The following is a 24,227-nucleotide window of genomic DNA, read 5'->3' as shown; positions in this document are numbered from 1 at the left end:
TACAATGAAGTTAACAAAATGTCTTTCTATTAGTGTTTTTATGTTTTCACTTGCTGGATGTTCATTGTTTGGTGGAGAAGAAGAGATAGTACAAGTATCACCTTCGCCGAAAGTAAGTAACCAATTTTCAATAAAAGAAGTATGGCGAAATAGTACATCAGGCAATACACATATTTATTCATTATTAGGTCCTATTAATTATGATAATGCTATTTATGCTGCTAGCCGAAGCGGACAAGTTAAAGCTATTGATCTATTAAATGGTCATACAATATGGGATAAAAATTTATCAAAAAGTACATTATTTAGCAGTAAAACAGCGCTATTTTCTGGTGGTGTAAGTGCTGATGATAAATATGTATATGTTGGTAGTGAACGTGCTGTTGTATATGCTTTAGATCGTAATGATGGTAATGTTATTTGGGAAAAACCAGTAAAAGGCGAAGTACTTGCTCGTCCTATTTCTTCAGAAGATAAACTCATTGTTTATACCGCAAGTGGTAATTTACAAGCTTTGAATCGTAATACCGGCGAGGATGTATGGGATGTAATGCTTGAAGTTCCACCTCTTTCATTAAGAGGTAATTCTACCCCAACAATTGCACATGGTGCAGCAATACTTGGTGATGATACTGGCCATGTAAATGCTTACTACTTAAACGATGGACAACTGATTTGGCAACAACGTATTTCACAACCTAGTGGATCAACTGAAATTGCAAAATTGAATGATGTTGATTCAACTCCTGTTATCGAAGGTAATTTAGCTTATGCAATTGGGTACAATGGTAATGTTGTAGCACTTGACTTAAGTAATGGTCAGATTGTATGGCGTAAAGAGATGGGGTCTACGCATAGTTTTGCAGTTGATAGTCAACATTTATTTGTTGTAGATCAAGATGATAATGTACAAGCGGTCAGCAAAAATGGTGGTACAGTACTATGGACTCAAGCTGATTTGTTACATCGTCAATTAACCGATCCTGTTTTATATGAAAACTATATTGTTCTTGGTGATTTTGAAGGTTATCTATATTGGTTAAGTAAAGATAACGGTAAAGTCGTTGCTAAAACACAAGTTAGTAGTAGTGGATTGATTTCGAAACCATTAGTTGTCGACAATAAAGTTATTGTCCAAGCTAAAAATGGTGATATTTACGCATTCACAAAAAATTAAGGTAATTAGAGAAAAAATATGGTACCTGTTGTCGCACTAGTTGGTCGTCCGAATGTAGGAAAGTCGACTTTATTCAATCGATTAACTCGAACTCGAGACGCCTTAGTAGCTGATTTTCCGGGATTAACTCGTGACCGTAAATACGGACGAGCAGAAATCAAAGGGCATGAATATATAGTCATTGATACTGGTGGTATTGATGGCACCGAAGATGGGGTTGAAAGCTTTATGGCGGAACAATCCCTACAAGCAATTGAAGAAGCAGACATTGTCCTTTTTTTAGTTGATGCAAGAGCTGGTGCTATGCCTGCTGATCATGCAATTGCTAAGCATCTTCGCGCTCGTGAAAAAGCAACATTTTTAGTTGCTAATAAAATTGATGGTATTGATGCAGATAGCGCAATATCTGATTTTTATAGTTTAGGATTAGGGGACATTCATCCGATTGCAGCAAGTCATGGTCGTGGTGTAAATGTTTTAATTGAAACTGTACTCGATCCTATTTTCCATTTTGAAGATGATCAGCATGAAATCATATCAAATGATTCAGAAGATGAAGAGCTTCCTGAATCTTATGATGACATTGAAGATGAAGCTGACTCACTCATCAACCAGCCAATCAAAGTTGCTATTGTTGGAAGACCAAATGTAGGTAAGTCAACACTAACTAATCGAATTTTAGGTGAGGAGAGGGTTGTCGTTTATGATATGCCCGGCACAACACGCGATAGTATTTATATCCCCATGATGCGTGATGATCGTGAATATATCTTGATAGATACAGCGGGAGTTCGTAAACGAGGTAAAGTAACAGAAACTGTTGAAAAATTCTCTGTTATTAAAACCCTGCAAGCGATAGAAGATGCTAATGTTGTTATTTTAGTAATAGATGCCCGAGAAGGCATATCTGATCAAGATTTGTCCTTGCTTGGTTTCATTATTAATAGTGGGCGCTCACTTGTTATTGCAGTCAATAAGTGGGATGGTTTATCACAAGATATCAAAGAGCAAGTAAAAACGACGTTAGATGATCGGCTTGATTTTATCGATTTTGCTCGTTTACATTTTATATCTGCACTTCATGGCAGTGGTGTAGGAAATTTATTTGACTCGATCCAAGAAGCATATGATTGTGCGACACGTCGTGTTAATACTGCATTATTAACCAAAATCATGCAAATGGCGCAAGATGACCATCAGCCACCATTAGTGAGAGGGCGTCGAGTAAAATTAAAATATGCTCATGCAGGTGGATACAACCCACCAATTGTTGTTATTCATGGTAATCAGGTTGAAGATTTACCTGATTCTTATAAACGCTATTTGATGAATTATTTTAGACGCTCATTAAAAATTATGGGATCACCAATACGAATTCAATTTAAAGAAGGCGCAAATCCATTTGAAGGCCGAAAAAATAGTTTGACGGCTTCCCAACAACGTAAACGTCGTCGTTTAATGAAACATGTACGGGGGCGTAAATAACTTATGACAACAAAAAAGAGTATTGATGAGGGGCAAGAAGGTATTTGTCCGAAATGCCATAATAAAATGGACATTGTGTCGCCACAACATTATGACTGTCCTCATTGCAAGCAACATTATCTAGAACAGTATATCTGTCCAATTTGTCAGCAAAGTGCTCAAATAGTTAAAGGTTGTGGTGCTATAAACTACATTTGTCACACTGATGGCTTAATCTCCAGCAGTAAAGTGATATTTCATTATTTACCAGAATAGAAATTTATATTTAAAGCCATAAGAGGTTATTTTATGCGAATTATTTTGTTAGGCGCACCAGGGGCAGGAAAAGGAACTCAAGCTCAATTTATTATGCAAAAATATGGCATTCCCCAAATTTCAACGGGTGATATGTTGCGTGCAGCGGTAAAAGCAGGTAGCCCACTAGGTCTACAAGCAAAAGAGCTTATGGATAATGGTAAGCTTGTTACTGATGAGTTAGTTATTGCTTTAGTTAAAGAGCGTATTGCACAAAGCGACTGTGAAAAAGGCTTTTTATTAGATGGTTTTCCTCGCACAGTTCCACAAGCGGATGCAATGAAAGAAGCCGGAATTAATGTAGATTATGTGCTTGAATTTGATGTACCTGATGAAGTTATTATTGATCGTATGAGTGGTCGCCGTATTCATGCTGGTTCAGGACGTGTATATCATATTCGTCATAATCCGCCGAAAGCGGAAAATATTGATGACGTAACGGGTGAACCATTGACTATCCGTAAAGATGATAATGAAGAGATTGTTCGTAAACGTCTTGTTGAATATCATGATTTAACTAAACCTTTAGTTAACTATTATCAACATGAAGCGAAAGAAGGGCGAACTAAATATTACCGCATTGATGGAACACAAGCTGTTTCAGCTGTGACTAATGAATTAACTAAAATTTTAGGTTAATTTTTAAAAAGAGGGATGATACTCATCCCTCATATTATCAAATTTATTATTTAGCAGAGTTAAGTGCTTGCTCTAAATCTTCAATAATATCATCGATATGTTCAATACCAATTGATAAACGTATCATTTCTTGACTTACACCAGCTTTTTGCAATTCTTCATCATTGAGTTGCCTATGCGTAGTTGATGCTGGGTGACAAGCTAATGAACGCGTATCGCCAATATTGACTAAACGAATAATCAATTTTAAGGCATCAATAAATTTTGCACCAGCTTGCTTTCCTCCTTTAATGCCAAAAGACAAAATCCCGGCAGGTAATCCATTATCCATTTGTTTTACGGCTAGATGATGTTCTGGATGATCAATAAGCCCTGCATAATTGACCCACTCAACTTGAGGATGTGAAGCCAAATACTTAGCAACTTTAAGTGTATTTTGGCAGTGACGTTCAATACGTAAAGAGAGTGTTTCAAGGCCTTGCAATAATAAGAACGTATTAAATGGCGATAAAGCTGCTCCCATATTTCTAAGAGGTATTACTCGACAACGTGCAATATAAGCTGCATCACCAAAGCTTTCAGTATAAGAAACGCCATGATAAGAAGGGTCTGGTTGGTTTAACATAGGATACTTATCGGCATGATCTTTCCAACGAAATTTACCAGAATCAACTATCATTCCACCTAAACTATTGCCATGCCCACCGATATATTTAGTTAATGAATGTACAACTATATCAGCGCCAAATTCAAATGGTCGGCAAAGGGCAGGGCTGGCAACTGTATTATCAACAATTAATGGTATACCATGCCGATGGGCAATATCAGCAAGTGCAGTCAAATCAACAAGGTTACCAGCTGGATTACCTATACTTTCACAGTATATGGCTTTAGTTTTGTCATCAATTTGGTTTTCGATAGCGTTTAGGTCATTGTGTGGTGCAAATTTAGTTGTAATACCAAAATTAGGCAATGTATGAGCAAGTAAATTATATGTGCCACCATAAAGTTTAGACACTGAAACAATATTTTCTCCAGCAAATGTGATGGCTTGTATTGCGTAAGTAATAGCCGCCATACCAGATGCTACCGCAAGAGCGCCTATACCACCTTCAAGAGCAGCAACACGTGCTTCAAGTACTGCATTTGTTGGATTTGTTATTCGAGTATAAATATTCCCCGCGACTTTTAAATCGAATAAATCGGCACCATGTTGTGTGTCATCAAAAGCATAAGATGTCGTTTGATATATGGGAACAGCGACGGAGTGAGTGGTTGGTTCAGGAGTATAGCCTGCGTGCAAAACAATTGTTTCTGGTTTCATATAAGAGCCTCATATTTACAACTATAAGACTCTTATTTTGTGCAAAAAATTACCAAAAAGTAAAGAATTATAAAACCATTCTCACTATATCTATTTCACCTAATTCTTTGTATAAACTTTCCACCTGATCAATATGTGTTGCATTAATCGTAATTGAAACAGAATGATAATTACCTTTACTACTTGGTTTAATCGACGGTGTATAATCTCCAGGCGCATGGCGCTGAATAACTGACACCACTTTATCAACTAATTCAGGTTTTGCTTCACCCATTACTTTATAAGTAAAAGAACAAGGGAAATCTAATAATTCATTTAATTTTGTTTGTTGCATAATAGTCTTTTTCTCGTTTTATCAATATAACTACTAACTTTTGCTAATATATATAGTCAATTTATTATTCTTCAAGCCATAAACATCACTTTTTAAAGCTTATAATTTGATCTATGATAAGCAAATTCTAACATAGCTTAGTAAAACCTACCTTACTATTATTCTAAAAGGCTAAAATAACATGTCATCCCAATCCGCTAATAAAGAACCTTTTGGTACATTACTTGGTTATGCACCAGGTGGTGTCGCAATTTATTCATCTGATTATGAAACATTAGATCCTGAACAATTTCCTAATGATGCTTCATTTCGAAGCTATTCTGGTCATGAGTATATGGGGTACAAGTGGCAATGTGTTGAATTTGCCAGAAGATTTTTATTTTTAAATTATGGTATTGTTTTTACTGATGTTGGCATGGCACATGAAATTTTCTCGTTAAGGTTTCTTCGCCAGGTTATCAATGAAGCAATTTTACCATTACAAGCATTTGCTAACGGCAGTAAAAAAATGCCAGAAGCAGGAGCATTATTAATATGGGATGATGGCGGTATATTTGATAGAACAGGCCATGTTGCTATTGTTACTGAAGTTTTTGATAATAAAATTCGAATTGCGGAACAAAATGTTATCCATACCCGACTTCCTATTGGTCAGCAATGGACGCGTGAGTTGGAGATGACCGTATCTGATGATGGTTTTTATTTACATGATACTTTTGATGATACCAAAATTTTAGGTTGGATGATTCAAACAGATAATACACTTTATAGCCTACCACAACCTGAAGTTAATAAGCACTTACTTGATATCCACAGCGTACACATTGAAAATCATGGTCAATTTGATGGCAAATGGCTAAACGAAAACGATCCGTTAGAAAGCGCTTATGTGTCAGCAACTGGCCATGCTATTAGTCATGATGATCAATATCGCTATTTCACTATTTCTGAAAGTGCAGAACAGGAACTTATTCGTGCCACAAATGAACTTCATTTAATGTATTTACATGCTACAGATAAAGTATTAAAAGATGACAATTTATTATGCAATTTCAATATTCCTGAAATTCTTTGGCCTAGACTTCGGTTATCTTGGCAGCAACGGCGTTATCAAATGATCACTGGCCGATTAGATTTTTGTATGGATGAGAGAGGCTTTAAAGTTTATGAATACAATGCTGATTCTGCATCATGTCATACCGAAGCTGGAAAAATATTGGAAAATTGGGCAATCCAAGCCGAATTAAATGTTGGGGTAAACCCGAGTGCAGGATTACTCAATGCTTTAGCTAGTTGTTGGAAGCATAGCGACGCAAAAGCATTTGTACACATTATGCAAGATAATGACAATGAGGAAAATTATCATGCACTATTTATGCAAAAGGCCCTGACTCAAGCTGGATTTAAAAGTAAAATTTTACGAGGACTAACCGGGTTAAGATGGGATAAACGCGGACGCTTAGTTGATGATGAAGATCGTCAAGTTACCTGTGTCTGGAAAACGTGGGCATGGGAAACTGTACTTGAACAATTACGCCAAGAAAGTGAAGCACAAGTAGCAGGATTGCCGATTCGAACATGGCATCCTGAAAATGCGGTTAGATTAATTGATGTATTGCTGCGGCCTGAGGTATCTGTTTTTGAGCCTTTATGGACTGTAATCCCAAGTAATAAAGCTATTTTACCTGTATTATGGTCTCTATTTCCGAATCATCGTTATTTGCTTGAATCTACATTTGAACTTAATGACAACTTAATCAAAAAAGGCTACGCAATTAAGCCTATTGCCGGGCGAAGAGGTAGTGATATTGAGTTAGTTGGTAGTCATGAACAAGTGTTGGATAAAACTGTTGGACGATTTGCAAAACAGGAAAATATTTATCAAGAATTATGGTGTTTGCCAAAAGTTGATGATCGTTATTTGCAAGTTTGTACTTTCACCGTTGGTGGTCATTATGGAGGTGCGTGTTTACGTTCTGATCCTTCTTTGGTTATAAGAGGAGAAAGTGATATGCAACCACTACGAGTGTTAACGGATGAAGAATTTTTAAAAGAAAAATCAAAAAAAAGTTGAGGAACGGGGTTTTTGAGGTCTAATTTAACAATTTAGTCATTAATTAGTTGAATATTTATAACTTAAATCATTATAAAGAATTAAATATGACAAAAAAATCATATTATCTTTTGGGTTAACAATGACAACAACTTGCTATTTCTGATAGAATTGATTTAGTCAAATAATAATTACAAAAAATATAAGTAATTTAAAGGAATATCAGGAAATATATGGCAAACACATTACTCCGAAGTGGTGATATAAAAGATTTTAAAATGCTCGGGCATGATGGTAAAGCAGCTTATCTTGTTGCTTCTCAAATTCGAGAAATGTTTCGAGTCAAATTAGGGCGTCAATACTCAGATTGTTTAGCTATCCCACAACGTAATGATCAGGGTAATATTGTTGATTGGTATATCCCTTTCGATTCAGACTCACCTGATGGGGAATATGATATTGTTCCTTGGACATCGGCTAGTGAATCAGAAAAAGAATCTGCCCTAGTTTTGCTTAAAGATTTTGAAAACAAAGTTATCGAATTAGGTCAAAAATTATCTAGAAACCCCAATTTAGAAGGTGACCAACTACTTTTTAGTCGGCTTATCTATGATCCTAAACAAAGCGCAGATAGCCTTGAGCCTAATTTGATGGCGATACGCTTTCCTAGCAATCAGTTTGTTTATATTGTTAATGGCAAACCTGTTATTACTTTTTGGGGCTTTGTTAATCCGCAAACACCACAAGCGACTTCGCCATTTTATTGTTTAGAGGCCTTTAGAAGTACAGCACCCGCACCTTCTCAAAAAATACCTGTTGTTGTTAAAAAGCCTTGGTGGAAGCGTTGGTGGGTTTGGTTATTGGGATTATTACTCCTTTTATTACTATTGTTAGCGTTGCTGTGGTTAAAAGGTTATTGGTTAAAACCAAGTATAACTTTAGATCCAAATATCTCAATAGATAATAAAGTTAATCCTTCAGTTGTTAACAATGAAAAGAAAGAAGAAAAACCAGAAGAACTCAAAAAACCAGAGGATAATAAACAGGATCCTGAGCAAAAACCTAAAGAAGTTATCATAGATAACAGACCTGTTGGTGTGGTTAATGGTGTCGTATCAAATCGGACTGTTGCTGTAGATCCTAATGCAGTGAATGCAGTTCCAACCGATTCTGCTGCTGTTGATAATTCAGCTGTACCACCTGCTGCTCCAAATGAAACAGTAGAAAATACTGCAAATGGTGTTACAGATCCACTTCAACCTACGCCTCCTGATGCAAATAATCCTGATGATAAAGGAAATAACGGTGATCAAGGTGATCAAGGAAATAAAGGGAGTGAAGATAATAATACCCCGAATAATCCTAATTCGCCTGATGATAAAAACGTGGATCAAAATGGTCAGAATAATGAGGATAAAAATGCTCAAACGACACCACCAGATGTAGTTAATAATCCTGAAGCTAACACTTCTAATCAAGGTAATTCACCTGATACCAATGCTAATCAATCCCAAAATTTAGCTTTACCTACTGATGCATTAAAGCAAGGGTCAACAAACTTTTTAAATGGCCAATGGTCAGTTGGAGCCGGTATTCAAGATAAAGCAACCGGTAAACCATTACAATTAAGTTATAATTTTAATCAAGGCAATGGTGAAGTGACGCTTACTCGTAGTGATGGCGTCAAATGTGTTGGTAAGGTCGGTAGTGGGATTCAAAACGCGAATTTAAATATTGTGGGTAATACCGAAGCTACTTGTAGTGATAATACTAAATATAAATTACCAAATATTCAGTGTAAACCTGGCAAAAATAATCAAGCTGATTGTCAGGGAGTTTATGATAACGGGACTTCATTCCCAATTACGATGAAAAAACAATAGGTTTGTATATGCTTCCAGAAATACGCAATTATGGTCAAGAAGTCACACTTATCATGAATAGTGGAATTCAGTTTCTTGATTTTGCATTAAAAATAGATTGGAAAGATAATAAATGGCGAAGTAAAGTTAATGGCTGTTTTATTGATCCATCAGAAAGCGGAGCACTAGTTAGATTAATTGAAGATATCGATAGTGGTAAATTTTTTGCGCCGGATAATCTCTCTTTTGCTGTTACGCCAACTCAAGAGATAAGTGTTGACCAATCATTAAAACTGTTTGATGGCATTTGGTTGCCTGTGCCGGTTTTAAGATCAATGCCACCAGAGCGTTTTGATAAAGGCCCGCATAACTGGAGTCGAGTTCGAATTGTTAGTATTCCAGAAGGTGAAGATGCTGATGGCAATACACACCGCATTACATTCGCCTTCGATACAAAAATTTTCAGCAATATGCAGGACGTTGCTTATTTAGCGCCGACTGAAAATGATGTCAAAACAGGAGCTGTTTTTAGTTTAGCTCATCGTTCAGATCAAGTTGCTTGGTACTTAGAGCAAAAGTGGATCACCAGTTGGTTAATTGATCTATTTCAAGAGTTAGCGCCCCAACCAGAGCGACTAAAAATTCATAAAGATGATATTGAGTTAGAAATAAATAATAAAGCTTACTATGGTCATTATTTAAATATTCTTAATTTGCTTGCTGATTCATTACAGTTACCAAAAATCAAAATTGTCTCAAATAATCGAGATGATGTGGTTAAATCAATTCCTGTTGATATGATTTTAGATGTTGGTAATTCTAGAACATGTGGAATACTAATTGAAGATCACGTTCAAGATAAAGATAGCTTAAATCGTCGCTATGAGCTTGAAATTCGGGATTTAACTCAACCTGAACATATCTATAATGAACCGTTTGAGAGCCGAGTAGAATTTGCACAAACCTTTTTTGGTAAAGAGCACTTTTCTTTACAAAGTGGACGACGTGATACTTTCCGCTGGCCTAGTATTGTACGAGTTGGAAAAGAAGCCAGTCGTTTAGCTAGTCGTCGTGAAGGGAACGAAGGTGCGACGGGGCTTTCAAGTCCAAAACGTTATTTATGGGATCAGGAGAAGTATGAGCAAGGTTGGCGATTCAATTCTCATTATGTGAAGAGCGATCATGAACCCTTTGCAACGGCAGAGCCGTTTTCTAGCTTAATTAATGAATATGGTGAAGCACTGCATGTCCTCAGTAATGAAATTGAGGAAGAATTTGATCGTAAAATGCCAGTGTTTCATCCAAAATATTCACGTAGTTCACTGATGACATTTATGCTATGTGAAGTATTAATGCATGCTTTAATGCAAATAAATAGTGTTGCTCAGCGTAATAAGCTTGAACACGCTAGAACGCCTCGTAATTTACGTTCAATTATTCTTACTATTCCCCCAGCGATGCCAAAACCAGAACAAGCTATCTTTAAAAGCTGTGTTTATCAAGCTATCGGTTTGGTATGGAAAAGTTTAGGTTGGGATAGTTCTGACGATGATATAGATTTTAGTGATCCTGAACAATTAAAAAGTATATGGCCAAACATCCCTGAAATTTACATTCAGTGGGATGAAGCGACCTGTGGCCAAGTGGTCTATCTCTTTAATGAAACCCAAAACAATTATAATGGTCGATCAGAAGAGTTTATCGCTTCAATGGTCAGACCAGATAAAACCAATAAACAAAAATTAACGATTGCGACCGTTGATATTGGTGGTGGCACAACTGATTTAGTTATAAATGATTATGAACTTGATTATGGTGCTAATAAACAGCTTAGTGGCAGTAATGCTTACATTGTTCCGACACAACGTTTTCGTGATGGATTTAAAGTCGCTGGTGATGATATTTTACTTGATATTATTCAAGATACCGTTTTATCTTCGCTAAACAATGGCCTAAAACAAGCTGGGCTTGCAGATCCTAACCCGATTTTATCTACTATTATTGGTTCTCAGCAGGTATCAATACAAGATGCAGTACTGCGCCAACAATTAACTTTACAACTGTTTACGCCAGTAGGCTTGCATGTATTAAAGCTTTATGAGCTTTATGATCCATTACATGCTGAGCAGCATGTTTATAACATGACATTTAGTGAATTACTGCAAAATAATGCGATGACCGATCATGTTCTGAATTTTATTAATGAACCGATTAGTCGAGCATTAAATAATCCTGAATTTTCTGTGCTTGATCTAAATGTGGAAATTGACCTTAAACGTATTCATCACTTATTTATTCGTGGTGATTATTACAATATTTGTAAAACGTTTGATGCGTTATCAGAGATTATTAGTTGTTATCAATGTGATGTATTGTTATTAACTGGCCGTCCTTCGCGGCTGCCAGGTGTACAAAGTTATTTCCGTTCACGATTATCAATGCCAGTAGGACGTATATTACCATTACATGGTTATTATACAGGTGGATGGTATCCATTCCATAAACAAGAACGTATTGATGATCCAAAAACAACGGCTGCTGTTGGCGCTATGTTATGTTTTCTAAGTAAAAACTTAAGATTACCGAATTTCTATTTTAGATCATCGAATATGGATTTATATTCAACAGTCAAATACATTGGTTTGTTAGATAATCTAAACATGATAAAGAAAGAAAATATTTATTATCAAGATATTGATTTAGATGATCCTGATTATGATTTCCCTGACCATTCTTTCGAAATTAGGGGCACAACAAGGCTTGGTTTTAAACAGCTTGAAATCGATCGTTGGCCTGCATCACCAATTTATATTTTGACTATTGAAAATAGTGATGTGGCTAAACGGTTGAGTGCTGAGGGTGTGGTTTTAGAGGTAACTTTAGGCATTAAAAATCGACAAAAAACTGTTGAGAATTTTTATATTAAAGATGTCAAAGCTTCAGATGGACGTGCTTGTAATAAAACCAAGGATATCAAACTTAATTTAAACACAATGGTAAATTCAGGTTTAATTAGCACACAATATTGGCTTGATAGTGGAATGATAAAACGATGAAAAATTTAAATGAACAACTCCCTAAATCCTGGGAACAGGTTTATCAAGCATCAGAACAAGCAATAGAGTGGGTGAGTCAAACCCGAGATTCATCAAAGCGTTTGAACAATGAGGCTGATAATTTAATTCTAGATCTACGTCGTTTGCGTAATAGCGCAAAACGATTGGGTGATGTGTCAACCAAGTCTGTTGCGGTGGGCTTTTTTGGATTGTCGCAAGCAGGTAAATCTTATCTCATTTCAGCGTTAGCTGCGGGTGAGAATGGTAAGCTTGAAACCGTTGTCGATAATGAAATTTTAGATTTTATTGATCATGTCAATCCTGTTGGCGGTGGTAAAGAGGCAACGGGACTTGTTACACGATTTAGTCGTACCGCTAAAGGTGGCATTGCCAACTATCCGCTAGAGCTTAAACTTTTTCAAGAAATCGAAATTGTTAAAATTTTAATTAATGCATATTTTAAAGATTTTGATCAACAGAAAGTTGTGAATAAGATTGAATTTTCAGAGTTAAATCAACTTATTCAACAATCTGAAAATAAAAAACAATCTGATTATACGGGTGGTATAACTGAAGATGATATTGTTGATCTCTATGATTATTTATCAGAAAACTTTGGTAATTCACTTGAAGGTTTAAAAGGAGGGTATTGGGAGAAAGCTGTGTCTTTACTACCTTATCTTTCGACTGTAGACCGAGGTGCTTTATTCTCTGTGTTGTGGGGAGGCATAAGTGAACTCACTGCAATTTATGTGCAGTTAGCTACGACCTTGTCAAGTTTAAACCATGCTAATACTATTTATGCACCTCTTTCAGTATTGGTGAAGGAGCATGATGGTAAAAAGTCACAGATTGATAGCATAATGAATGTTGATATGCTTGAAAGGTTAAATACGGAGAAAGATTCATCTGTATCCGTTACACCACTTAATGGAATACCAACTTCGATATCATTAGCTCAATTAGCTTTTTTAACCGCAGAATTAATCTTCCCTTTAGTAAATCAAACTCGAGTACCAACTTTTGAGAAGGTCGATTTACTTGATTTTCCTGGATATCGAGGTCGATTAAATTTAATTTCTATCTCTGATGTTAAAGAAGGTAATCCAATTGCTCAACTTTTATTGCGTGGTAAAGTTGCTTATCTATTTGAGAAATATACTGATAGCCAAGAAATGAATGTTTTGGTTGTTTGTACTCCATCAGATAAACAGTCAGATGTTAATGATGTTGGTCCAGTATTAGAACGTTGGATTGATAAAACGCAAGGTGAAACCGCTGAGAAAAGGGCTACTAAAAAAGCTGGCTTACTATGGGCTATTACCATGTTTGATAAAAGAATTGGAGCATCATTACATCAATCAGAAGATAATCTAAGTAATACTTGGGGTAAAGGTGGCTTATTACAACAAACTATTTTAGAACGTTTTGGTAGCTATGATTGGTTATCCAATTGGTCAAATAATGGTAAATTTAATAATGTATTTTTGGTTCGTAAACCTGGATTTGATGTACCGTTTTTAAATGTCGACGCCAAGGCAAATCTTGAATTATCTTATAATGATAATTATCAACAAGAAATGTCAGTTTTGAAAAAGACATTTGTTGAAAATCCAGATATTAAAGAGTATGTAAGCGATCCAGACCAAGCTTGGGATGCGATGTTGAAGCTAAATGATGGTGGAATTGGTCGGATTAGCCAATATTTAGAACAAGTCGCTATTACTGAAGTTAAACAACAACGAATTGTTGAGCAACTCAATGAGAAAATAGATTATATCATCAATATGCGTTTTGATACTTGGTATCAAGCCGGCAGTGATGAAGAACTTGGTAAGAAAAAACAAATCATTAGTGGTGTAGTAAAAGAACTACAAGGTAAAGCGTTATTATTAGGCGAACTACTTAAAGTTTTAGAATTGCCAGATCAAACTATTCGAGCCCTTTATCATTCAAGCCATATAAATAATGAAGTTAGCAGTACAGGTAGTGATGATATATTAGATAATTCTTCAAACGATTTTGGTTTAAACACTGAATTTGAGCTGTTCCCCGATTCTAGCTCTCCTCTAAAACCTAAAGCTGTTGCTAGTTTACCTACTGAATCAAAATTTGCGAAAAACGTATTTACTGCATGGTTGGAGCATTTAAGAAATATTGTATTAGATAAACATATATTACAATTTTTTGGACTTGAGCAAAAATCACTCTCTTTTATTGTTGAAGAATTAATAACTGCCGCTAACCGTTTAAAACTTGAAGCAAGTTTAACGCAGAAAATTTTAGATATCGAAAATATGGGAAGTAAACGTGATGATCTTGAGTCTCGACAAATTAGCTCTATTCATCTCTTTTTGACCGACTTTATTGCTTGGCTTGGGTTTATTCAAGGGCAAGCAAATGAAATACCGACAAGCCGTGTTAATCAAGGTAAACCTATATTTTCTTCACCATTGAGCCAATTTTCAAGTCAATTATCTCATCCACTTCCAGTGCTTGATGATAAGACTAAAAATTATTCTCAGTTTGCTATATTTGATTGGTTTATTGCATTTGCGGTGCTGGCACAAGAAAATGTCGGGCATCACGCTGGGCGTGAAATTAGTCAAGAACAAAATTCTCAACTTGGTGAGGTTTTAACTATCTTTAAACAATCGCAAATAAAATAATATGTTGTGATTATATTAGATGGTTATCATTTAATAATTATAAAAAAGGTAGCTTAAACTACCTTCTATTATGAAAGATTTATCAATCCATATTGATAACATTATAATTGTGAAATAGAGGATATCATGGCATTAAAAATTGAATTAGAAGGCTACAAGCCAGGTATTGCTAAATTTTTGGCACAAAAATGGAATGGTAGTGCCGATATTGATATGCTTATTCAACGTAATCAGGATGGTTATTATTTATCAGGTCTTAATCAGTGGGGACCAGAAAAAAATTGGCATACATTAACTAATATGTCGGTAGATAATGAGCAATTAACTGGCCAAGTTGATGAGTGGTTAGTTGACTCATTATTGTCTCAAGAAAACCGTGTTAGATTTCTTATTCAGATCCGTGATAAGCAAAATGAAAGTTATATCGATAGTGGTGTTGTTAATATTGGTGAAACAGTATTTCCATCATCTGCTCTAAATACTCAACAATCTGATGCTATAGAAGAAGATAAAATTGAGCCTGATGAGATTGTTTCGAATTTTACTGAATCAGATTCTAAAGCACCTTCAGAATCTGATATTCCTCAAACTGAATTGCCTGTTGCTGAAGAAGAAAATCAGGTAATTGCCGAGCCTGAAGTTGAAATAGAAGCAGCTCCTGAGCCTGAACCTGCGATTACACCAGAAGAAGTTTCTACTCCACAACCAGTTAAATCAAAAAGTAAAAAGGGAATAATTATCCTAATTTTTATCACATTATTAGTTTTAGCTGGTCTAAGTGTAGCGGCATGGTATTTCTTCTTTTCAAAAGATAAGAGTCCTTTGACTGCGACAATGAATAGTCAGTGTGACGTTACAAATGCAAACAGTAATGATTTATTTTTTATTCAACAGTGTTTACAGTCAAAACCTGATACGGACACAATAATTGAGATAATAAATCAAGCAAAACAAGCAAATAAATGTAATATCGCTCAGCGTTTATATGCTAATCAGTCTTTGCTGAATGCTAAAATTGCTTTACTTTATGCTAAAGAATATGATGAAAAATTTTATCAAGATAATCAGTGCTTTAAAATTGATAAAGGTACCGCAATTTATTGGTATGAAACATCATTGAATAATGATCCTAATAACGTTTTAGCTAAAGAACGCCTAGCTGAATTGCAAAAATAATAAGGTGCAGGTATGAAAAAAACATTAATTTCAATATTGATTATCGGATTTAGTCTTACTTGTTTACCTTTAGTTACGTCAGCTTTAGAACCATTAAAGCAAGCAGGTAAAACAACACTTTATCAGCGAGTTCTTAGTACTCCGATGTGTGAATTGAAGAAGAATATTAATGATGCTAAAGGCCAATCAGTACCTGCGTTTTCTCGTTATTATGTCTATGAACGTAAAAATGAGAATAATCAAGAATGGTTGAATGTTGGTCCAGATTCTTACGGCAATACAGTTGGTTGGATTAATAATTCATGTGCGGTTGAGTGGAATATGCAATTGACTTTAGTGTTCACAAATCCAGTTGATCGTGACCCTCTGTTATTTTTTAAAGATAAAGCCTCATTATCCTCAATTGTTGATGCGGATAATCCTGAAACGTTATTAAAACCCATTCGAGACGCACTAAAAGAGAATAAAGCCGAACCACAGATTCTGGCTCAAGAACCTAAGGAATTTGTTGATTTCAAGAATAATTTTTATTTATTACCGATTTTACAAGGTGAGGAGGTAATGAATGGGCAAGGTTTTTATGAACGAATTTTAGAGGTGGCTTCAGTTAGTAAACAACAAGCGGTGGTTAAAAGTAATAATAAACCATCTACCTCATCTTCGGATGATAATACTAACCAAGTTGCTCCATTTAAAGCTGCAATTGTGTTTGTTATTGATTCAACGATTTCGATGGATCCTTATATATCGAGAACAAAAGAGGCTGTTGAACGAGTTTATCAGCGTATTGAAAAAGAACAGTTACAAGATCAGGTTAAATTTGGATTGGTATCTTTTCGTTCAAGCTTAAAAGCTTCGGATAAATTGGAGTTTGTCAGTAAGATATTTGTAGATCCAAATCAAGTAAAAAATAAGGAAGAATTCAAAAAACTTAGTGCTTCTCTTAAACAAGCCACGGTCTCAACAACTTATTTTGCTGAGGACTCTTACGCGGGTGTTGCACAAGCGTTAAATGATATTAATTGGAATAATTTTGGCGCTCGATATATGATTCTAATTACTGATGCAAGCGCTATTCCTGGCGATGATAAGCTTTCAAGTACAGGTATGGATGCTGCTCAATTACGACTTGAAGCACAGCATAAAGGTGTTGCAATTTATGCTTTACATTTAAAAACGCCAAGTGGTGAAAAAGATCATCAAGTGGCCGAAAAGCAATATTCTGATTTGACCTATAACGATTTTATTCATAAATCACTTTATTATCCTGTTAATGCTGGCGATGTAAATGAGTTTGGTAAAAAAGTAGATTCATTAGCTCAAGCATTATCAGAGCAAGTTAAATTAGCCTATAAAGGTGAGTCTTCAGTTGGTAATGCCCTTAATGCCAAAGATGATAATGACTCTAATATGTTAAAAGATGCTTTACTATTAGGTAAAGCAATGCAGCTAGCTTATTTAGGTGATACTAACGGCACTAAGGCTCCGTCAGTTTTTAAAGCCTGGATAGCTGATAAAGACTTTGTTAAACCGACAATTCCAACAGCAGAACCTAGAATTTTACTAACTAAATCACAATTAAGTGATTTAAGCGATATTGTAACTAAAATCGCTAATGCTGCTAATGATGGGTTAATTTCTGCCGATGATATGTTCTCACAATTACGTTCTGTTGCTGCTGCGATGGGGCAAGATCCAAGTAAATTAAAATCAGATTCAGTCACAAAAATTGCTGATTTAGGACTATTAGGTGAATATTTAGATAATATTCCGTATAAAAGTGATGTAACTAGTCTTGATCAAGAGACATGGAAAAGTATGAGTGGGATTGAACAAGAAAAATTCATACGTAATCTAAATAGTAAAGTGCGTTATTACCAAAAATGTAATGCTGATGTTGATCGTTGGATATCACTATCTGAAGGTAGTGACCCTAGAGAAAACGTTTACCCGATTCCATTAGAAATGTTGCCATAAAATATGTTAACTATAAATAATTTGGTGATTTCTAGACCGATCGGTAAATCTTTTTTTAAGGTTTGTTTACCTGAGCTTTCGATGAAAGCAGGGCAAGTGGTTGTCATTAAAGGTGATAGTGGTTGCGGTAAAAGTACTTTACTTGAGATGATAGGCTTGATTCTTAAGCCAGATGAAGTCGATTGTTATAATCTTATGGTTGATAATGAAACTTATGACATTGCTAATGTGATTCATCAGAATAATATTAATCAATTAGCTAATATCCGAGCGCAATATTTGGGTTTTATGTTACAAACTGGTGGATTACTTCCATTTTTAAATATTAAAAATAATATTTTGTTATCAGCTAAAGTATTGCGAAAACCTGTTGATTCTAATCGATTTGACTATTTGGTTGATAAACTTAATATTGCTCATTTATTGAATAAATATCCGAAACAACTATCTATAGGTGAAAGGCAACGGGCATCTTTTATTCGATCTATTATTCATAAACCCGCGTTATTATTAGCTGACGAGCCAACCTCTGCTCTTGATCCTTATAATGCAAATTTGTTATTTGATTTAATAATAGAACAAGCTCAACAAGATAATATTGCTGCAATGATTGTTACACATGATTGGCAACGAATTGAAAATAAAGGGTTGTTCACTTTATCGGCAAAATTAACATCTATGCAATCGTCAGAATTTTTACCGTCCGTTATAAAGTAAGGTGTAAAATATGGATAAAGTAACATCAAAGTGGCGGTTTATTTCTCGATTATCATTGGCCGATCTATGGTATGACAAGAAAGTATCATTTTGTATTATTGCCTCAATAATATCAGTTATTACACCCTTGTTACTTTTGTTTAGTTTAAAATATGGTGTTGTTGCACAGCTACGCCATCAATTACTTAATGATCCACAAAATTTAGAAGTAAAAATTGTTGGTAATTTACAATTTGATCAGTCAATGTTTGATTGGATTAAAAACCAACCTGAAACTGCATTTGTTATTCCTCTTACACGTTCATTGAATACCCAAGCAGATATGTTTAAAGATTCTGGACATTTTGTTAATAATGTTGAAGTTCTTCCAACAGCAAAAGGTGATCCGATAACCCAAAATATGCCATTTATTAGTCAAGAAAATCAAGTTTTATTGAGCGCTCTAGCTGCTGAAAAAATGCAAGCAAAAATAGGAAGCCGAGTAAAAATGGTAATCACAAGGCAGCTGGATGGAAAACTTGAAAAAGGTATAACGGAATTGGAGGTTATTGGCATTATACCTGAAGCTTATTATGGCCGTGCGGCCGGTTTTGTAAGTTTAGATCTTTTAATTGAAATGGAACATTTTTACGACGGTTTTCAAAGTGAAATTTTTTCAAACGGAACCGGTTTGGCTAATTCTACTTATCCTGATTCATTTGCCAGAGCGCGAATTTATGCCAATTCTCTTGATAATGTTGCGCCTTTATCATTGAAATTACGTGAAAAAAATATAGAAACTCGAACACAAGCAAATGCAATTGAAAATATGCAAGCAATTGATAAAGTACTTAGTTTTATTTTCAGCGTGATTGCTATTACCGCAATTTTTGGTTGTATATTATCCTTTAGTGGTTCATTTTTATCTAATATTGAGCGAAAGCGTAAAGATATTGCTTTTATGAGACTTATCGGATTTAAGTCTAAGGAAGTGATGTTTTATTTGCTTACTCAAGCGATGGCATTAAGTTGTTTAGCTTTTATTGTTTCATGTGTACTTTTTTTATTAGGGAATTGTACATTTAATCTGGTCTTAGGTAAAAATTTAGTTTCACAACCAATTGTAAGTCAATTACAATTTTATCATTTTATTATCGCATTTGTATTAACGTTATTTATATCATTTGTTGTTGTTGCGATAGGAGGACGAGGTGCTATTAGTATTCAACCAGCAGAAAGCCTACGCGAAGCGTAATTTTAGACCAGTTTTCTTGGCAATTGGATTAGGTTTAATTTCGAGTATAAGTTATGCTGAACCATGGGATAGTAAATTTTATAATCCCAAACCTTCAAATGATGACGTTATTTTACCTATGCCATGTGAAGGCAGTTTGGTGATGAAAAAAGTTTTTACACCAACACGTAAACTACTAGATGATGTCAAAATTGTTTTAGGTAGTAATAATAAAGAATTAGGTTTTGCTGAGTATGCGACTCCTAATTATATATCTGGTAGTTTTTCCGATGCTGGTAAGGAAAGGTATTTTCTTATTGGTAAATATGAAATTACTGCACTTCAATATCAAGCTGTTATGAATGATACTTGTCCAACCGCTAAACCTAATCTTATTTTCCCAATTACTGAAGTTAGTTGGTTTGATGCCGTTGCTTTTACTGATAAATATAATCGATGGTTACTTAATCAATCTACAGTTAAATCAATTGATGTACCTAAAGGTTATGTTCGATTACCCAGTAATACTGAATGGGAATATGCAGCACGAGGTGGGTCTAAAGTTACGGAATCGGAATTTAGAGAATCAAGATTTCCTATGACTAATAACTTAGAAAATTATGCTTGGTTCTCAGGTGCTAAATCAGCAAATGGTAAATTGCAGCTTATTGGGCGATTAGAACCTAACCCTCTTGATATCTATGATATTTTGGGTAATGCAAGTGAAATGATGTTTGATTCATTCCGTATGAATAAGCTTGATCGTTACCATGGACAACAAGGCGGTATGATTGTTCGAGGAGGCAGTTATTTAACCCCTGAATCCTCAATGACAACAGCTATTAGAACGGAAAAACCTTATTATGATGCTCAAAGTGCATATAAAAGCAAAGATGTTGGTTTTCGTTTAGTTTATACAAGTGAAGTTATTCAGTCGAATGATCTGGTAAAACAGCTCGATCAAGAATGGAACGAATTAGGTAATGGTGCTGGCATTTCGAAGAATGAGAATGTTGTCAATGAACTTGAAAAAATCACTAAACAAGTTGATGATGAAAAAACTAAAAAGGAATTGAATCAACTAAATGCCTTATTACGCAGCGCTAATCAAGCGCGAGATGAACAAAGAGACCGCTCGATTCAATCAGCACTACAATTAGGTGCTTTCCTCTGTGCTAATGTATCAGATTTGAATGATAAATTTGAATATAATAATAATCTGTATGAAACAATGACTGAAGAAATCTGTGATCCAAACGAAATAGATTCTTTAGATGATGAAAATATGTGCTCGAAAGTGAAATTAAATAATTTAAAAAATGTCTTAGATGAATCTAAAAAGGCGCGTGATTTTATACTAAAATATTATTCTGATACGATTGTAAATACTGCTACAAATTATGAAATAGACACGATTAATAATCAATCTAAACCCACACAATTTATTTTAGAAAATAGTGGTAAGGCTAATATGAGTGATTATTTAAAACTCTATTTCAAACATATTAATCAATATATTGAATCAGGGAAGATCGAGCGTTCCACTTGGCTTCAAACATGTAATGAAATAAAAGGGAAAAAATAATGAATAAACTAATAGTAACGATAACCTTATGTATCTCAATGGTTTTAACTGGTTGTCAGAATTCGGGTGGGGCAAGAACTAAAGGTGTAGATCCTACCTTAACTAAAAGTAATAGTGCTAAGTTCTTTAGTAAATCAGCATGGCAGTCTTGCGCTGTAGGTGCAGGTGTAGCTGGTGTTGGATGTTTTTTATTAGGTGGTAAAGCAGGTACTTGTATTGCGTCAGCTGCAGTGGGTTGTGGTGTAATGATGGGTGCAAATTACTATCTTGATACTAAACGTGCAGAATACGCTGATGCCGAAATGCGACTTGATGTTTATATTCAAGATGTTCAGCAAAATACTTATGAAGTTCAAGCTGTAACAGAAACAGCTAAAACTGTATTAGATAAAAATTTAGCAACACTTAAAACATTAAATAATCAAATTAAGTCACAAACAGTGAATAAAACCGAAGCTAAACGTGATTTAACTCAAATTGATGCTAACATTGCTTATTTAACAGATAAATTATCTCGTATGAAAAAAGTTGAAAGAGATTGGATATCAATTTCTGCTCAAGAACGACGATCAGGCGTAAACGTTTCAAAACTTGATAAACAAATTAACCAATTACATAAACAAATTGCTGTGCTTGAAAAGCAAGTCAACCTTGTTACTCAGCAACGCTCAGCAGTGAAGGTAAGCTAATATGAAAAAGATTTCACATATTTTATTACTAAGCTCGCTCGTTTTTTTGAGTGGTTGTTCAACAACGCCAGAACAGTGCGATCCAACCAATACAAACATTGGTATTTTGGACAAAATTAGCTGTAATTATTCTGGTAATTATCAAGCTCGTATTGATAAGAAAGAACAAATATTAGAAAACGAGAAAAGAGCTAATGCGCAGTTTAGAGAAATTTACGCAACTATTGAGAGACAGAAAAACTCTACATCACTGAGTGTTAAACAAAAACAAGCTCAATTACAAAAATTAAAAACTGAGTTAACTCAGTTAACCAATGAGGTCAAAGCAAAAGCTAAAAATCGTAATGATCTTCAAGCTCAAGTTAAAGACATTGAACAGCAGATGAATAAAGTTAATAATTCAAATGCATCTGACATTGAAAAACAAGTTGAGTTAGATAAGTTAAATAAAAAGCTTCAAAGATTACAAAAAGCGTTAAATATTTAACAATGATTTGATATTGATTAACTAAAAAATTTGTTGAACATAGGGAAATAAAGAAACAATGCAGCGAATAACAAGAATTATATTTGATAATGGTGATCCTAATAAAGCGTCTTTGTTAGAACAATATAATTCTTTGTTAGCATTGTTAAAAAGAAATTTAACAGAGCGGACGTTTTCAATTTTAGGTATTCCTAAGTTAATTGATAATAATCAATATGTTGGTTGGTATAGTAATCTTGAAGGTCAACCTGTCTTACTTAGTAATATTGAAAACGAGGAACATAAAAAGCAGATTGAAAAAACGCTATATACTCGGATTAATGACATTGAATTAGCGATTAAAACGATGTCATTAACAATCGAAGAACAAACTTTAATATCAACCTGGTTGCCGAGAATTAAAAGTTTGGGTAATACAATTTATGTTATCAACGATGATCCGGTTATAGTTAATACTTTTGAAGAACCTATTTTACCTAAATCTCCTATAACACCACCAGTAGTTCCACCAAAATCATTTTGGCGGTGGTGGTATTTCTTGTTGCTTGCCTTATTTTTAATTGGATTGCTTGGTTTACTTTGGTACTTCTTCTGTCCATATGGAAAAGAAAAAATACCTGAGCAAATAATTGCTCAAAATGTAGAAGAACATAAAACGGAACCAACTCCAATAGTTGAACCACCAAAAGAGCCTGAAATAAAATCGGTACCAGAAGATGTTAAAGTTAAACCAGAACCGGTTCCTGAACCTATTCCTGAACCTGCACCTGCACCAGTAGAAAAAGCAAAAGATTGTGTACCTAAAGAAGAAGTGCTCAATAATAAAGACGCACCTAAAATGGTTTTGATTTTCGATAATTCAGCTTCCATGACAATTACTTTAATGGAGTCACAAGCAAGTATTAATAAGTTTTTAAAAGCTAATTTTTATTCAATGACTCGGAAAGAAGCTGAAGCTTATGAAAAGCGGATGACCCGTTTACCTAATCGTTTATCAAAAAGCAAAGAAGTTGCAGTAACAAGTATTGATAAAATACAACAAAATATCGATATTTCACTTGTGACATTAACAAGCTGTCCGGCAGCACAAACAACACCATTTTATTCTTATCAAAATAGAGAAAAACTAAAAAATAAAATTAAACGATTGCGTCCTTTAGACTATAACAGTGCAACACCATTATACAGTGGTGTTAAACAGGCGAGTAAACTCCTTGATGGCGTTAATCGTGATGATTATATTTTAATTATCAGCGATGGTGAGGATAATTGTACTCGTGCTAATATTTGTACCCTTGCTACTAAAATTGCAGCAGAAAAACCACGTTTAAAAATAAATATTGTTGATATAGCTGGGCAACATAAAATAGATTGTGTTGCAAAAAGAACGGGGGGAAATGTTTATATAGCTAAAAGTCCAACAGAGCTTATTAATCAAATGAATAATGCAGTTTCAAATATGAATATTAGTAAGCCTATTTGCGAATAAA

18 protein-coding genes are annotated in these 24,227 nt (G+C 34.7%); 16 read left to right on the top strand and 2 right to left on the bottom strand.

Going from position 1 to position 24,227, the window contains the following annotated elements; all coding sequences use genetic code 11:
* The first annotated feature begins 4 nt into the window (after nt 1-4).
* Genes bamB through adk form a run of 4 tightly spaced genes read left to right on the top strand, consistent with a single transcriptional unit; the run spans nt 5 to nt 3,595 of the window.
* Nucleotides 5-1,177: an outer membrane protein assembly factor BamB gene (gene bamB / locus J3U23_RS09400; RefSeq protein WP_267339113.1), complete on the top strand. Its 1,173-nt coding sequence runs from the start codon at nt 5-7 to the stop codon at nt 1,175-1,177.
* 18 nt (nt 1,178-1,195) lie between these two features.
* On the top strand, nt 1,196-2,662 hold the full coding sequence (gene der, locus J3U23_RS09395) for a ribosome biogenesis GTPase Der (protein WP_267339111.1): 1,467 nt from the start codon (nt 1,196-1,198) through the stop codon (nt 2,660-2,662).
* 3 nt (nt 2,663-2,665) lie between these two features.
* On the top strand, nt 2,666-2,917 hold the full coding sequence (locus J3U23_RS09390; protein ID WP_065734947.1) for a zinc-ribbon domain-containing protein: 252 nt from the start codon (nt 2,666-2,668) through the stop codon (nt 2,915-2,917).
* 33 nt (nt 2,918-2,950) lie between these two features.
* Nucleotides 2,951-3,595 (top strand): adenylate kinase, encoded by a 645-nt coding sequence (gene adk, locus J3U23_RS09385; RefSeq protein ID WP_267339110.1) that lies wholly within the window; start codon nt 2,951-2,953, stop codon nt 3,593-3,595.
* 46 nt (nt 3,596-3,641) lie between these two features.
* On the opposite strand, the gene J3U23_RS09380 is transcribed toward adk, so the two are convergent.
* Together J3U23_RS09380 and ybeD are read right to left on the bottom strand one after the other, a co-directional pair.
* Nucleotides 3,642-4,919, bottom strand: a complete 1,278-nt coding sequence (locus tag J3U23_RS09380) for a bifunctional O-acetylhomoserine aminocarboxypropyltransferase/cysteine synthase (protein ID WP_267332071.1) — start codon at nt 4,917-4,919, stop codon at nt 3,642-3,644.
* A gap of 67 nt (nt 4,920-4,986) precedes the next feature.
* Complete coding sequence (ybeD, locus tag J3U23_RS09375; protein WP_034883735.1) at nt 4,987-5,253, bottom strand: DUF493 family protein YbeD; 267 nt, start codon at nt 5,251-5,253, stop codon at nt 4,987-4,989.
* A gap of 181 nt (nt 5,254-5,434) precedes the next feature.
* Between ybeD and gss the strand changes: the two genes are divergently transcribed.
* From gss to J3U23_RS09315, 12 genes are all read left to right on the top strand, one after another.
* A complete protein-coding gene (gene gss / locus J3U23_RS09370) occupies nt 5,435-7,327 on the top strand; it encodes a bifunctional glutathionylspermidine amidase/synthase (protein ID WP_065734945.1) in 1,893 nt (630 codons plus the stop codon).
* A 212-nt stretch (nt 7,328-7,539) separates the two neighbouring features.
* Complete coding sequence (locus J3U23_RS09365; protein WP_267339109.1) at nt 7,540-9,189, top strand: SrfA family protein; 1,650 nt, start codon at nt 7,540-7,542, stop codon at nt 9,187-9,189.
* Nucleotides 9,190-9,197: 8 nt separating this feature from the next.
* Nucleotides 9,198-12,224, top strand: a complete 3,027-nt coding sequence (locus J3U23_RS09360; RefSeq protein WP_065562899.1) for a virulence factor SrfB — start codon at nt 9,198-9,200, stop codon at nt 12,222-12,224.
* Complete coding sequence (locus J3U23_RS09355) at nt 12,221-14,893, top strand: putative virulence factor (protein ID WP_267339108.1); 2,673 nt, start codon at nt 12,221-12,223, stop codon at nt 14,891-14,893. The genes J3U23_RS09360 and J3U23_RS09355 overlap by 4 nt, the downstream gene beginning before the upstream one ends.
* A 126-nt stretch (nt 14,894-15,019) precedes the next feature.
* Entirely contained in the window at nt 15,020-16,069 is a 1,050-nt protein-coding gene (locus J3U23_RS09350; RefSeq protein ID WP_267339107.1) for a hypothetical protein, read from the top strand.
* Between the two features lie 12 nt (nt 16,070-16,081).
* The gene (locus J3U23_RS09345; RefSeq protein ID WP_267339105.1) at nt 16,082-18,046 is read left to right on the top strand and encodes a vWA domain-containing protein; all 1,965 of its coding nucleotides are present in this window, start codon (nt 16,082-16,084) and stop codon (nt 18,044-18,046) included.
* A 3-nt stretch (nt 18,047-18,049) separates the two neighbouring features.
* Complete coding sequence (locus J3U23_RS09340) at nt 18,050-18,763, top strand: ABC transporter ATP-binding protein (protein WP_267330571.1); 714 nt, start codon at nt 18,050-18,052, stop codon at nt 18,761-18,763.
* Nucleotides 18,764-18,773: 10 nt separating this feature from the next.
* Complete coding sequence (locus J3U23_RS09335) at nt 18,774-19,997, top strand: ABC transporter permease (protein WP_267339103.1); 1,224 nt, start codon at nt 18,774-18,776, stop codon at nt 19,995-19,997.
* A complete protein-coding gene (locus tag J3U23_RS09330) occupies nt 19,954-21,561 on the top strand; it encodes an SUMF1/EgtB/PvdO family nonheme iron enzyme (RefSeq protein ID WP_267330573.1) in 1,608 nt (535 codons plus the stop codon). The genes J3U23_RS09335 and J3U23_RS09330 overlap by 44 nt, the downstream gene beginning before the upstream one ends.
* On the top strand, nt 21,561-22,250 hold the full coding sequence (locus J3U23_RS09325) for a hypothetical protein (RefSeq protein WP_065562892.1): 690 nt from the start codon (nt 21,561-21,563) through the stop codon (nt 22,248-22,250). The genes J3U23_RS09330 and J3U23_RS09325 overlap by 1 nt, the downstream gene beginning before the upstream one ends.
* A gap of 1 nt (nt 22,251) precedes the next feature.
* Nucleotides 22,252-22,737 (top strand): hypothetical protein, encoded by a 486-nt coding sequence (locus J3U23_RS09320; RefSeq protein ID WP_267339101.1) that lies wholly within the window; start codon nt 22,252-22,254, stop codon nt 22,735-22,737.
* Nucleotides 22,738-22,795: 58 nt separating this feature from the next.
* Complete coding sequence (locus J3U23_RS09315; protein WP_267339099.1) at nt 22,796-24,226, top strand: VWA domain-containing protein; 1,431 nt, start codon at nt 22,796-22,798, stop codon at nt 24,224-24,226.
* The last annotated feature ends 1 nt before the right edge of the window (nt 24,227 follow it).

It is taken from the genome of Gilliamella sp. B3367, from assembly GCF_026536825.1.
Lineage (GTDB): Bacteria > Pseudomonadota > Gammaproteobacteria > Enterobacterales > Orbaceae > Gilliamella > Gilliamella apicola_E.
Note: the sequence above shows the minus strand (reverse complement) of the source record. Positions and strands in the feature narration are given on the sequence as shown.